This window comes from Streptomyces sp. NBC_01390, assembly GCF_045040105.1.
Taxonomy (GTDB): Bacteria; Actinomycetota; Actinomycetes; order Streptomycetales; family Streptomycetaceae; genus Streptomyces.
The window spans coordinates 696,161-708,771 of record NZ_CP109551.1 but is presented as its reverse complement, the minus strand read 5'-3'; the positions used below and the strand labels follow the sequence as shown (position 1 = coordinate 708,771).

The 12,611-nt window shown below is 72.8% G+C and carries 13 protein-coding genes; 5 read left to right on the top strand and 8 right to left on the bottom strand.

What is annotated here, in order from left to right:
• Positions 1-16: 16 nt before the first annotated feature.
• Positions 17-787 (top strand): class I SAM-dependent methyltransferase, encoded by a 771-nt coding sequence (locus tag OG241_RS02940; protein WP_405813463.1) that lies wholly within the window; start codon positions 17-19, stop codon positions 785-787.
• A 7-nt stretch (positions 788-794) separates the two neighbouring features.
• On the opposite strand, the gene OG241_RS02935 is transcribed toward OG241_RS02940, so the two are convergent.
• The 3 genes from OG241_RS02935 to OG241_RS02925 form a co-directional block, all read right to left on the bottom strand.
• Complete coding sequence (locus OG241_RS02935; RefSeq protein ID WP_405813462.1) at positions 795-1,616, bottom strand: alpha/beta fold hydrolase; 822 nt, start codon at positions 1,614-1,616, stop codon at positions 795-797.
• A gap of 174 nt (positions 1,617-1,790) precedes the next feature.
• Complete coding sequence (locus tag OG241_RS02930; protein WP_405813461.1) at positions 1,791-2,957, bottom strand: serine hydrolase domain-containing protein; 1,167 nt, start codon at positions 2,955-2,957, stop codon at positions 1,791-1,793.
• A gap of 131 nt (positions 2,958-3,088) precedes the next feature.
• Positions 3,089-4,057 (bottom strand): acetylxylan esterase, encoded by a 969-nt coding sequence (locus OG241_RS02925; protein ID WP_405813460.1) that lies wholly within the window; start codon positions 4,055-4,057, stop codon positions 3,089-3,091.
• A gap of 134 nt (positions 4,058-4,191) precedes the next feature.
• Between OG241_RS02925 and OG241_RS02920 the strand changes: the two genes are divergently transcribed.
• Positions 4,192-5,550: an 8-oxoguanine deaminase gene (locus OG241_RS02920; protein WP_405813459.1), complete on the top strand. Its 1,359-nt coding sequence runs from the start codon at positions 4,192-4,194 to the stop codon at positions 5,548-5,550.
• Positions 5,551-5,566: 16 nt separating this feature from the next.
• Here OG241_RS02920 and OG241_RS02915 read toward each other — a convergent pair whose 3' ends face one another.
• The 3 genes from OG241_RS02915 to OG241_RS02905 form a co-directional block, all read right to left on the bottom strand.
• Positions 5,567-6,163 carry a hypothetical protein gene (locus tag OG241_RS02915; RefSeq protein WP_405813458.1) on the bottom strand — a complete coding sequence of 199 codons (597 nt, stop codon included), beginning with the start codon at positions 6,161-6,163 and terminating at the stop codon, positions 5,567-5,569.
• 151 nt (positions 6,164-6,314) lie between these two features.
• Positions 6,315-7,100 (bottom strand): ferredoxin reductase, encoded by a 786-nt coding sequence (locus OG241_RS02910; protein WP_405813457.1) that lies wholly within the window; start codon positions 7,098-7,100, stop codon positions 6,315-6,317.
• The gene (locus OG241_RS02905; protein ID WP_405813456.1) at positions 7,093-7,698 is read right to left on the bottom strand and encodes a sulfite oxidase-like oxidoreductase; all 606 of its coding nucleotides are present in this window, start codon (positions 7,696-7,698) and stop codon (positions 7,093-7,095) included. The genes OG241_RS02910 and OG241_RS02905 overlap by 8 nt, the downstream gene beginning before the upstream one ends.
• Before the next feature lie 234 nt (positions 7,699-7,932).
• On the opposite strand from OG241_RS02905, the gene OG241_RS02900 reads away from it, so the two are divergent.
• The 3 genes from OG241_RS02900 to OG241_RS02890 all read left to right on the top strand — a co-directional run bounded on the left by OG241_RS02900 (position 7,933) and on the right by OG241_RS02890 (position 10,610).
• Entirely contained in the window at positions 7,933-8,883 is a 951-nt protein-coding gene (locus OG241_RS02900; RefSeq protein ID WP_405813455.1) for an NADP-dependent oxidoreductase, read from the top strand.
• A complete protein-coding gene (locus OG241_RS02895) occupies positions 8,880-9,596 on the top strand; it encodes a GNAT family N-acetyltransferase (protein ID WP_405813453.1) in 717 nt (238 codons plus the stop codon). The genes OG241_RS02900 and OG241_RS02895 overlap by 4 nt, the downstream gene beginning before the upstream one ends.
• A gap of 207 nt (positions 9,597-9,803) precedes the next feature.
• Positions 9,804-10,610 (top strand): putative protein N(5)-glutamine methyltransferase, encoded by an 807-nt coding sequence (locus tag OG241_RS02890; protein ID WP_405813451.1) that lies wholly within the window; start codon positions 9,804-9,806, stop codon positions 10,608-10,610.
• Positions 10,611-10,700: 90 nt separating this feature from the next.
• On the opposite strand, the gene OG241_RS02885 is transcribed toward OG241_RS02890, so the two are convergent.
• Positions 10,701-11,246 carry a hypothetical protein gene (locus OG241_RS02885; protein WP_405813450.1) on the bottom strand — a complete coding sequence of 182 codons (546 nt, stop codon included), beginning with the start codon at positions 11,244-11,246 and terminating at the stop codon, positions 10,701-10,703.
• A gap of 205 nt (positions 11,247-11,451) precedes the next feature.
• Positions 11,452-12,405, bottom strand: a complete 954-nt coding sequence (locus OG241_RS02880; protein WP_405826013.1) for a fibronectin type III domain-containing protein — start codon at positions 12,403-12,405, stop codon at positions 11,452-11,454.
• Positions 12,406-12,611 lie beyond the last annotated feature (206 nt).

The following is a 12,611-nucleotide window of genomic DNA, read 5'->3' as shown; positions in this document are numbered from 1 at the left end:
CCCCTAAGCTGAGCCGATGTTCAGCCCCGAAGGCCCCACCCTCCGTGAACTCGCCGTGCAGGCCCTGTCGTCCGTCGAGCACGGCTACGACCTGCTCGCGCCGAAGTTCGACCACACCCCGTTCCGCACCTCGGACCCGATCCTCGACGCGGTGGCGTCGGCGCTCGGCCCCCTCGGGCCGTTCGACGACGGCCTCGACCTGTGCTGCGGTACGGGCGCCGGTCTGGAGGTGCTGGAGCGTGTGTGCCGGGGGAGCGTCACCGGGGTCGACATCAGCGCGGGCATGCTGGAGGTGGCCCGACGCCGGCCGGCGACGGGTGAACGGGCCGACGGGCCGCGCGTCGCCCTGGTACGCGGCGACGCCCGAGCCCTGCCGTTCGCCTCAGCCCCTTCCGCCCCATCCGACGCCCCCGCGTTCGATCTGGTCGTCAGCTTCGGGGCGTTCGGGCACTTCCTGCCGGGCGAGTTGCCGGGGCTGTTCGCCCAGGTCCACTCCGTGCTGAGGCCCGGCGGGCGCTTCGCGTTCCCTGTCGTGGCCCCGGCCCGCCCGGGAACGCGGGCCTACTGGGCGCTGCTCGGCTTCGACGCGGTGATGAGGGTACGCAATGCCGTGTGGAAGCCGCCGTTCGTCATGTACTACCGGGCCTTCCGACTGGCCGACGTACGGCGGGAGTTGACGCGCGCCGGTTTCGACGTGGAGACCCGCGCCCTGCCCGAGTTCGGCCGGCGGCCCGACGGCAGTCCGCGCTGCCGGATGGTGGTGGCGACGCGGACACCCGCCGGGTGACAACCCGTCAGCTCTTGATGAACTCCAGCAGGTCGGCGTTGAACGCCTTCTCGAACTCGCCCACCAGGCCGTGCGGGGCACCCGGGTAGACCCTCAGCGTCGAGTCCTTGACCAGCTGCGCCGTCTTCTCCGCCGAAGCGGCGATCGGCACGATCTGGTCGTCGGCGCCGTGCGCGATGAGCGTCGGTACGTCGATGCGGCCCAGGTCCTCGGTGAAGTCGGACTCCGAGAACTGCTTGACGCAGTCGTAGGCGGCCTTCAGGCCGACCTGCATGCTCCACATCCAGAACGCGCGGCGCATGCCCTCGGACGGGGTCGCGTCCGGCCGGTTGAAGCCGAAGAAGGCCTCGCTGAGGTCCCAGTAGAACTGCGAACGATCCCCCTCGACACCCGCCCGGATACCGTCGAAGGTGTCGAGGGGCGTGCCCTCGGGGTTGGCGTCGGTCTGCAGCATCAGCGGCGGCACCGCGCCCAGCAGCACGACCTTGGCGACCCGCGCCGTCCCGTGCCGGCCGATGTAGCGGGTCACCTCGCCGCCGCCGGTGGAGTGACCGACGAGGATGACGTTGTCGAGGTCGAGCGACTCGATCAGTTCGGCCAGGTCGTCCGCGTACTGGTCCATGTGGTTGCCCTGCCACGGCTGCGAGGAGCGGCCGTGTCCGCGCCGGTCGTGCGCGATGGCCCGGAAGCCGTGCTCGGCGACGAGACGGGACTGGCCGTCCCAGGTGTCCGCGTTCAGCGGCCAGCCGTGGCTGAACACCACCGGCTGCCCCGTGCCCCAGTCCTTGAAGAAGATCTCGGTGCCGTCGGAGGTGGTGAACGTACTCATGGAGGGGTGCCTCTCGAAAGGTAGGACGTAGTCGGACAGTCGCACGACCCGCCGTGCGCCGCCCGAGGTCGTACCCCGACGCTATGCGTCCCCGGCCGGCAGGGAATCTGTCATATGACTGCGCCTGCCATACACCCTGTACGACTCACTGCCAGCCTCTGGTCCTTACCTGGTTCACAGTGCGCTGTACAGGGCGTCGATCAGCGCCATCTTCCGCGGGTCGTTGGCGATATGCGGACCCATGCGGTTCATGACGTACCCCAGCGACACGCCGGCATCCGGGTCGGCCAGCCCGCAGGAACCGCCGAAGCCGTCATGGCCGTACGCCCTCGGGTTGGGCCCGTACCAGCCGTTGTCGCCGCTCAGCCACAGGCCGAGCCCGATCTCCGTCTCGTAGTCGAAACGCGCGCCGAGCACCAGGTCGCGACAGCTGCCCTGCCCCTCGCGCACCCGCTCGGCCATCTCGGCGGAGAGGATGCGCTGCCCGCCGTACGAGCCCTGTCCCGCGAACACGCCGTACAGCGCGGCGATCGCGCGGGCCGTGCCGTGGCCGCCCGCCGCCGGAATCTCGGCGGCCCGCCACTCGGGGCTGTTCGCCTCGGCGGCGCCCGTGACCGGATTGGCCACGGCGGCGATCGTGACGGGCGTCAACTGGGCGAAGATCGCGGCCTGTTCACTGGGTGAGGGAGTCGGCGGCGGCACCAGCTCGGCGGCCCGCCCGGCCTCCTTCTCCGGCAGCCCGAGGCGGAAGTCGATGCCCAGCGGCCCGGTCACTTCCCGCTCCAGGAAGGCGCCCGGCAGCAGCCCCGACACCCGGCGGACCACCTCGCCGACCAGGAACCCGTACGTCAGCGCGTGATATCCGGACCGTGTCCCCGGCTCCCACCACGGCTCCGTCGCCGCCAGCCGACGGGTCGTCAGTTCCCAGTCGTAGAGGTCGGCGAGCGAGTGCGGCTCCCGCAGACCGGACAGGCCCGAGCGGTGCGACAGCAGATGCCGTACCAGCACGCCCTCCTTGCCGGCCGCCGCGAACTCCGGCCAGTACACGGCCACCGGGGCGTCGAGGTCGAGCAGCCCCCGGTCGGCGAGGATGTGCGCGCACAGCGCTGTCGGACCCTTCGACGTCGACCACACGTTGACGAGCGTCTCGCGTTCCCACGCGCGCGTCCGCCCCGCGTCGGCCCAGCCGCCCCACAGATCGACCACGGTCTCGCCGCCGACCGTGACGCTCACCGCGGCGCCGAGCTCCCCGCGGTCGCGGAAGTTCTCCTCGAACGCCGTACGCACCGCCGAGAAGCGTGCGTCGCAGTCGCCGTGAACGGGTGACACGTGCTCGGACATGGGTCCTCCGCGGTTCGCCGGAACTCCGGGCCACAACGCTGTGACCCGGGCACCGTCGAACATACCGACCGGTCGGATCGCGCGGAAGGCATCGGGACCGACCAGTTCCCCCTACGGAAACTGCCGAGCCGTCAGGCGTACGAGCGCAGCCAGTTCAGCTTCGTCGCCTCCTGGAACGGGCCGCCGCCCTCGTGGTCGTTGAAGTCGTAGACCTCGATCTGCTTGTCGTCGTGCGCCCAGGCGTTGAAGGCCGCGAAGACCGTCGACGGCGGGCAGGTCTGGTCCTCCAGTGCCGTCGAGAAGAGCGCCGGGGCCCGGCCGCGGGCCGCGAAGTGCACACCGTCGAAGTAGGAGAGCGTGTTCAGCGCGTCGGCGGTGCGGCCCCGGTGGGTCTTGAGGTAGCTGCCGATTTCGCGGTAGGGGTGGCGGTCCGTGAGGGTCGCCGCGCGCGGGAAGTCGCACAGGAACGGCACGTCCGGGGCGATCGCGGCCAGGTCCGGGACCAGCCCGCCGACCGCGAGCGTGATCCCGCCGCCCTGGCTGGAACCGAGGACCACCGTGCGCGCCGGGTCGACCAGGGGATGCGAGCGGGCCGCCTCCACCGCGCGCACCGCGTCCGAGTACACCCGCCGGTAGTAGTAGTTCTCGGGGGCGTCGATGCCACGGGTCATGAATCCGGGGTACGAGGGCGCGTGGCCCACCGGGTCCGCGGTCCCGCCACCGCCGCCCCAGGCGCTGCCCTGGCCGCGTGTGTCCATGGCGAAGTGGGCGCGGCCGGTCGACGCCCACAGCAGGTTCTCGTGCGGCAGGCCGCGTCCGCCGCCGTACCCGATGAACTCCACGACCACCGGCAGCGGCCCGGAGGCACCGGCGGGCACCCGCAGCCAGCCCTTCACCGGGTGGCCGCCGAATCCGGCGAACGTCACGTCGTACACGTCGACCGTGGCCAGCCCCGTCTCCACCGGCTCGAAACGGGCGTCCAGGTCGTGCTCGCGGGTCTCCTGGAGGGTCTTGGACCAGAACGCGTCGAAACCGTCGGGCTCGGCGGAGTCGCTGTGGTACTCGCGGAGTTCGTCGAGGGGGAGGTCGAACTGGGCCATGTAGGACCGCCTTCGTGAGGTCGTGGCAAGCGCTTGCGGATGATCACACCGTACGTGGGCGAACCGACGACCCGCCAGGCCTCAGGACCGGGACAGGGCCCGCGCGAGGGGCGTGCGCCTCTACGATGGCGCCCATGCCGACTGCTGTGGAACTGCTGGTCAGGGACGCCGAACTGCTCGTCGTGGACGGTACGCGCGAGATTCCCGGCGGGTGGGTGGCGGTCGACGCCGGGCGCGTCACCGCCGTGGGCACCGCCGGGACCGAGCCCGAGGCCCGGACCACCGTGTCGGCGGCCGGGCGGCTCGTCACCCCGGGCCTGATCAACACGCACCACCACATCTACCAGAACCTCACGCGCTCCTACGCGCCGGCCGTGGGCGGCACCCTCTTCGACTGGCTGACCACGCTCTACCCGCTGTGGGCCGCGCTCGACGAGGAGGCGGCGTACGTCTCCGCGTACGTCGGCATGGCCGAACTCCTCATGGGCGGCTGCACCACCTCCTCCGACCATCTGTACGTCCATCCACGCCCCGGACTCGTCGACGCCGAGATCCGCGCCGCCCGCGACATCGGCTTCCGCTTCCACGCCACGCGCGGTTCGATGACCCGGTCGGTCGAGGACGGCGGTCTGCCGCCCCGGAGCGTCACCCAGACCGAGGACGAGGTCCTCGCCGACAGCGAACGGCTCATCAAGACCCACCACGACCCGCGCCCCGGCGCGCTGATCCGGGTCGCCCTCGCGCCCTGCTCACCCTTCTCGGTGACCAGGGAGCTGATGACGGCCACCGCCGAACTCGCCGAGCGGCACGACGTACGTCTCCACACCCACCTCGCGGAGGACCACGACGAGGACACGTACTGCCTGGAGACCTACGGCTGCCGGCCCGTCGAGTACTTCGAGGAGGCCGGGTGGATGAGCGACCGCACCTGGGTCGCGCACTGCATCTATCCGAACGACGCCGAGCTGCGCCGGCTGGCCGCCGCGGGCGTCGGAGTCGCGCACTGTCCCAGCTCCAACATGCTCATCGGCGGCGGCACCGCCCGGGTGAAGGAGATGCGTGAACTGGGTCTGCCCGTCGGTATCGGCTGTGACGGCTCCGCCTCCACCGACCATGCCTCGCTCTGGATGGAGACCCGCGGCGCCCTCCTTCTCGGCCGCTACCGGGGCGGCCCCGGTGCGATGACCGCGCGCGACGCCCTCGACATCGCCACCCGGGGCTCGGCGCGCTGCCTGGGCCGCGCCGACGAGATCGGGCACCTGCGGCCCGGTGCCTGCGCCGACCTCGTCGTCTGGGACCTGCACGAGGTCGCGCTCGCGGGTGCGCTCAGCGACCCCGTGGAGGCGTGGCTGCGCTGCGGACCGGCCCGCGCCTGGACGACAGTCGTCGCCGGACGCGTCCTGGTCGACCGGGGCGAACCCGTCCTGCCGGGCCTGAGGGACGCACTCACCGACCACCGCCGGATCGCCCGCCGGATGCAGGAGACGGTGTGACGAGCGACCCCGCCCGTCAGGCCCGTCGGCCCGTCCACTCCGGTTCCGTACGCGCCCAGGCGCGCTCCCACTCCCCGAGTCGGCGCTGAACGGCCGTACGGCGTAAGGCAGTTCGGGCGAAGAGGACGATCGTGGCGGTCATCCCCGCCGCCCAGATCCCCACCGCCAAGGTGTACTGCCGGACCGCGACTGCACCGGGCGGCGGAGCGACGGCCCGCCCGCGCGCGTCGAGCCACAGGTCGACGGCGTCCCCGCGCCGCGTACCCGCCGGTACCTGCGCCGTCGCCGTACGCGCTCCCGCCCCGGGCTCCGTCCACAGCACCCGCGCACGGGACAGGTACGGTCTGCCGGCCGGCGCCGGGGGAGTCCCGGACCCGGTATCAGCCACGGCCACGGCATGGACGCGATGACGCTCGGCACGCTGCGCGGTGGCCGTCGCCCGCCCCTGGTCGTACGCCCACCGGGCCGCGAAAGCCCCGGTCAGGGGCGCGCCGACGAACAGCAGCACGGCGACGACGAGCCCCGTCCATGCCTCGACCACGTCGGAGCGGCGGCGCAGCGGATTGGGCCGCCGGTGCCGGCTGTACACCCGTGTTCGCCCGAAGACCCCCATCCGCCCATCGTCGCGCGCGGCACCGACCGAACGGGAGCCGCGTACGAGGGTCAGCGCGCACGACCCGCCCGCGCCCCCATGGGCCCGGCGCACCACCGCACGCCGTGTCGCTTCCTCGGCTTTCTCAGCTTGCTCGGGTTCCTCGGCGTGTTCAGCCGAAGCGTTCGATCCGGATCCGGTCCACGGGCTGGCCGGCCGCCACCAGCAGCCGCGAGGCGTGCTCGGCGAACGCGTTGGACCCGCACACGTACGCCTCCCACCCGCCCGGCGGCTGGCCGTCGGCCAGCAACCGCGCCACCTGGGAGGCCGCCAGCCGGCCCACCGGCACACCTTCGGGTGCCCGGCGCGTGAAGACGGGCGTGGTCTCGGCACCGTACTCGCGCGCGTAGATCAGTTCCTCGGGGCCGCGCGCGGACACCAGCAGCCGCAGCGGCACGGCCAGGCCTCGCGCGCGGTGGTGCCGGATCATCGACATCAGCGGTACGACCCCGGAACCGGCGCCGAGCAGCAGCGCGGGACGGTCGCCCGGCCAGGCGAAGAACCCGCTGAGCGGTCCGCGGACCTCCACCTCGTCACCGGGTTTGGCCAGGGTGTGGAACCAGCCGGAGACCTCACCGTCCTCGACGTGGTCCAGGGTCAGTTCGATGTGTCCGGCGTCGTCCGGGGGCGAGGCGATCGAGTAGTGGCGCTGGGCCGTGTAACCGTCGTCGGCGGTCAGCCGCAGCATCAGGTGCTGGCCGGGCAGATGACCCGCCCAGCCGGGCACCGCGAACCGGAAGGTGGACGCGTGGGGTGTCTCCCGCCGGACCTCGGTGAGGGTGGCGGTCTGCCAGTGGGCCGCCGCGCGGTTGCTGACGGCGATGCGACCCGGCACCGCGAACCGGGTCGGGGGCACGAAGGCGCCGGTCGGTGTGGTTTCGGAGGTGGTCCTAGTCACCGGAGTACCTCTGCTCCTCCCACGGGTTCCCGCGCGCGTGATAGCCGTTCTGCTCCCAGAACCCCGGCTCGTCGTGGTCGAGGAGGCGCAGACCCGCGATCCACTTGGCGCTCTTCCAGAAGTACAGGTGCGGCACCAGCAGCCGCGCCGGGCCGCCGTGCTCGGCGGGCAGCGGCCGGCCCTCGTACTCCCAGGCGATCCACGCCCGGCCGCCGGTCAGGTCGGCGAGCGGCAGGTTGGTGGTGTACCCGGTGTGCGAGTAGGCGACGGCGTGGGTGGCGGACGCGTCGGGCCGCACCGCGTCGAGGAACGCGTCCAGGGACACGCCCCCGAAGCGCACGCCGAACTTCGACCAGCTCGTCACACAGTGGATGTCACCCTCGTACGCCGACGCGGGCAGCGCGTGGGCCCCGGCCCAGTCCCAGGTGCGCTCCTCGGCCACCAGGCCGTCGATCCGGAAGGACCAGTCCGCGGGCGCCAGATCGGGGGTGACCTCGGCGGACAGCACGGGCCAGTCGTCGCCCGCGTCGTACTGGCCGGGCGGCAGTCCGGCGTTCTGGACGCGGGGGCGTCCGGTGAAGCCTCGGGTGACGTTCATAGGGTGGATGCCTCACGGTCAGGCCTGGTCAGTGGGTACGCCTACCACCGTACGGGGTCGCCGCGCATGCCCCGGACCCCGGGCCCGTGGGTGATCATTGCGGGTGTATGAACTCTCCCCCAAGGCCGCACCACCCCGGGAATAGCCCTCCCGTGATCGGCCTTGGCGATGAGTGCGGGTTGTGGTGACCGGCGTTTCGGCCGGTCCGGCGCGAGCGAAGGAGAGTGGGAGCAGATGCCCAAGGCGTACGGCTTCACAGAGTTCGGCGGTCCGGAGACCGAGGCGTTCCTCGACGTGGACCGGCCGCGCCCCGGCCCCGGACAACTGCTCGTGGCGGTGCGCGCGGCAGGCGTGAACCCCGTCGACTGGAAGCAGCGCACCGGCTACGCCCGAGCGGGCGGTGCGGCGCGCGACCTGCCCGCCGTCTTCGGCAACGAGGTTGCCGGGGTCGTCGCGGAGGTCGGTGAGGGCGTCACCGGCTTCGCCGTCGGAGACGCGGTCTTCGGCAACCCGGTCACCGGCGGCTACGCCGAGTACGCGCTGCTGCCCGTCACGGTGGCTGCGCCCAAGCCCGCCGGGCTGTCCTTCACGGACGCTGCGGCCCTGCCCGTCGCGGCGGCCACCGCGTACGACGGCGTCGACCAGCTCGCCCTGCCCAAGGGCGCCACCCTGGTGGTCACCGGCGCGGGCGGCGGGGTCGGCGCCGCGATCCTCCAGATCGCCCGGACCCGGGGACTGCGGGTCGTCGGGGTCGCGAGCGACGGCAAGAAGGACTTCGTCGAGTCGCTGGGCGCGGTCCACGTCCCGTCCGGCGCTGACTTGGTGGCACGGGTGCGGGCGGCGGCCCCGGAGGGTGTCGACGGGGTCTACGACCTGGTCGGCGGCGAGGTGCTCGCCGAGGCCGCGACCCTGCTGACCGACAGCACGAAGCTGGTCACGGCGGGCGCCCCCGCGGAGGTCGTGGAGGCACTGGGCGGGGCCCGGGTCGTCCGCGCCCGCAACGCCGCCGTGCTCGAAGCGGTCGCGGACCTCGTCGTACGTGGTGACCTGACCCCGCATGTGACGCGCACGTTCCCGCTCGACCGGGCCGGCGAGGCCCTGCGCACGGTCGAGGAGGGCCATGCGCGCGGCAAGACAGTCATCGTGGTCGAGGCGACGCCCGCGGAGACCGAGGCCGCCGTATGAGCACCGCACACCCCCTCGACCATCCCGCCCTCGCCGCCCTCACCGGCCCGCACGCCCACTTCGCCGAATGGCGGGGCCGGATCGTCCGCTACCCCGTCGACGTGACGCCCTGGCTGGCGCTGCCCGCCGAACTGGACGACCGAGACTGGGCGGACCTCGCCGCGCTCGCCGGCCCCGGGGCCGATGTCCCGCTGCTCGGATTCCAGGGACAGGTCCCGGACGGCTGGGACATCACGTTCCACGCGGAGGGCGTGCAACTCGTGGACGAAGGAGCGGCTGCGGCGCCGGACCCGGAGGCGGTGGAGCTGGGCCCGGCCGACGTGCCCGAGATGCTGGACCTGGTCGCCCGCACCAGGCCCGGCCCCTTCCTGCCCCGCACCGTCGAACTCGGCACCTACCTCGGAATCCGCCGGGGCGGCGCGCTCGTCGCGATGGCGGGGGAGCGGCTGCACCCGCCCGGCTGGACCGAGATCAGCGCGGTCTGCACCGACCCGGCCGCTCGCGGCGAGGGCCTCGCCACCCGGCTGATCCTCGCCGTCGCCCACGGTATCCGCGCCCGCGGCGAGACCCCGTTCCTGCACACCGCCGCCGACAACACCAACGCCATCCGGCTGTACGAGTCCCTGGGCTTCCGGCTGCGCCGCACCACCGTGTTCATGGGCGCCCGGGTGCCCGAACGTCTCGGCGAAGAAAGGGAGTTGGCAGTGCAGTAGGAGAGCGAATTCCGTACGGGACGCCTGGGGCCAACTGTTCGGGTAATGTTGCCGTCCGGCTGCGGATCGCCCCAGCCGGACATCACCTGGGAGGTGAGACCCATTACCGCTGTGTCAGGTCGGGTGCTCTCACCTCAAGGCAGCGCGGACCGCCTCCGCTAGGCGACCGCGAGAGCGCCCTTCGGCTTCCGAAAGGCTCTCGGTTCCATGCCCATGCCCTCCAGTTCTGCGTCCCCCTCGCTCAACCCCGCCCCGGCCTCCGTCGCCGCCGCCCTGCGCGCGGCCGGCTGTGTCTTCGCCGAGGACGAGGCACGGCTGATACTCGCCACCGCCCGTGACCCGCAGGAGACAGCCACCATGGTCGCCCGCCGCGCGTCGGGCCTGCCCCTGGAACACGTCCTCGGCTGGGCCGAGTTCGGCGGCCTGCGCATCGCCGTCGAGTCAGGCGTCTTCGTGCCCCGCAGACGCACCGAGTTCCTGGTCGCCGAAGCCCTCGCCCAGGCACCGGACGCGTCCGTTGTCGTGGACCTGTGCTGCGGCTCGGGCGCGGTCGGCGCCGCCCTGGCCGCCGTACTGACCGGAGTCGAACTGCACGCCGCCGACATCGACCCCGTGGCCGTGCGCTGCGCCGACCGCAATGTCGCCGCGTACGGCGGACACGCCCACGAGGGCGACCTGTTCGACGCCCTGCCCGCCGACCTGCGCGGCCGGGTCGGAATCCTCGCCGCCAACGTGCCCTACGTCCCCACCGAGGAGGTCGGACTGCTGCCGCCGGAAGCGCGCGACCACGAACCCCTCGTCGCCCTGGACGGCGGCGGCGACGGCCTCGACGTGCTGCGCCGGGTCGCGGCCGGGGCACCCGAGTGGCTGGCACCCGGCGGCTGCCTCCTGGTCGAGACGAGCGAACGCCAGGCACCGTCGGCGGTAGCCGCATTCGAGGCCGGCGGCCTGGTCACGCGCCTGGCGGAGTCCGACGAGCTGTACGCGCACGTGGTGGTCGGAGTCCGTCCCTAGGCACCCCCTCGGGTGCTGCCCCGAGAAAACGGTCGGCCGTCCGTGCGAACGTGCTCGCACGAACGGCCGACAGCCGGGTGTGGTCGTCGTTCAGAGCCGGTAGGGCTTGGAACGCCGACGCAGTGCCCAGGCGGCCGCCGCCGCACCGCACGCGATCAGGGCGCCGCCCGCCGCGAAGGTGAGGGTGCCGTAGTCCTTCGCGGCGCCCCCGAGACCGCCCATGACACCCCGGCTGGGGGAGGCCGTTGCCGTGGCGGAGATGGTGGGCGTCGAGGCGGTGCTGACGATGACGGCCTGGGAACCGGCTGTGGTCCCGTTCGAGCACCGCACGATGACGGTGTAGGTGCCGGTGCCGACGTCGGACCAGACGGCGGACTGGCTGGCGGCTGTCCCCGAGAGCGTGACCCTGCGCCCCTCGGAGAAGGACCGCTGGCTGCTGTTGAGGAGCGAGGCGTCGCCGTAGCCGCTGCCGCTGCTCGTGGGGCACGAGGTGGTGGTCACCGAGACCGTGGATCCGCTGGTGCTCACGGAGATCCCGGCCGCCGAAGCCGTCTGGGCGGTCAGGGCGAGCGTGAGCAAGGCGGCGGCCGCCACGGTCGGACCGGATCGGACAATGAGGAGAGGAACGGTTCGCATGTGGACTGCCCTTCGGCGGCACGGTTGGCGGTACGTCCCATGCGCCGCCGAAGGTCGGGGATCGCCCGTGCTGCTTCGGGGCCAGCCAACGTGCCCTCGCCCCGGCCCGCACCCGGACAGCCACCGGGCAGGTGACGGATTCGTTCGTACGGCGGACCCCCTCTGGGCTGTCAGGGCGATCCGGAACCAGCCCGGCGTCGTCGTACTACGGCGCCGTCACCACCGTCCGCTCCGCCGAGAACCCGCCCCACGTCCCGTCCGGCAGCCGCGCCCTGATCCGCACCCGGTACGCGACCCCCGCGTCCCGGCCCACGTAGAAGCCGTACGACGCCCGTCCGCGCGGAGCGGGCCCGCCCCACACGAGGGAGGTGGCCGGACGCCCGTCGAGTTGGATCTCGTACTCCGTGATCACTCCGTCCACGCGCGGCGGCATCCAGGAGAGGTCGAGGTAGTACGCCCCGTCCGTACGACGGGTCGCCGCACGGAATCCGGCGGGGGCGGTGGCGCGGCCGTCGTCGGTGCCGGGCGCGGTGGTGAGCCGTACGGGAGCACCGGCGGGTGACACGTTGTCGGCGGCGTCGCGGGCGCGGACGCCGAAGGTGTACCGGGTGCCCGGACGCAGCCCGGTGACCACGGCCGTCGTCCGGTCCCCGGCCACGGTGTGGATTCGCGACGTGCCCTGGTAGACGTCGTACGAGACCACACCCCGCTCGTCCGTGGACGCCTCCCAGGACAACTGGACCGACCGGCTGCCGACGGGCCGGCCCCGCGTGCGGCCGGGGCGGGTCGGGGCCGTGGTGTCCTCGGCAGACGCGGCCGGGGTCGTCGCGCGGACGCCCTCGCTGCGCGGTCCGGAGCGCCCGTCACTGCTCCGCGCCCGCACGGTGAAGACGTACGCGGTGGACGGGGCCAGGCCGACGACGTCCACCATGCGCTCCGTGCCGGGCACCTCCCTCACCTTCACCTCGCCCCGATACACCTCGTACGCGGCGACCTCGGGCCCGTCCGGCGACCGGTTCCACATCACGTGCACGCTGGTCGCACTGCCTGCGGCGGCCGTCACCCCGGCCGGTGCCGACGGGGGCCGGCTCTCCGTGCCGCTCCCGTCCCCGCTCCAACCGCAGGACATGGTGAACAGCAGCGCCCCGCAGCCGGACATGACGTACCTGACGACGCGTCGCACGGCCGCTCCCTCCGCCGCCCCTCCCGCACGGTATTGGTCCGGACCAATATGGACCCGGTGGGACGTACGCATCAAGGCGTGTGCATCAAGAGGGATGCGACTGCTTCGTACCCGACACGGACTCAGGTGCTCGGCCCCTGTCGGGAGTTCGGGGCGTGCACCGTACGGCCCCCTAACGGTGG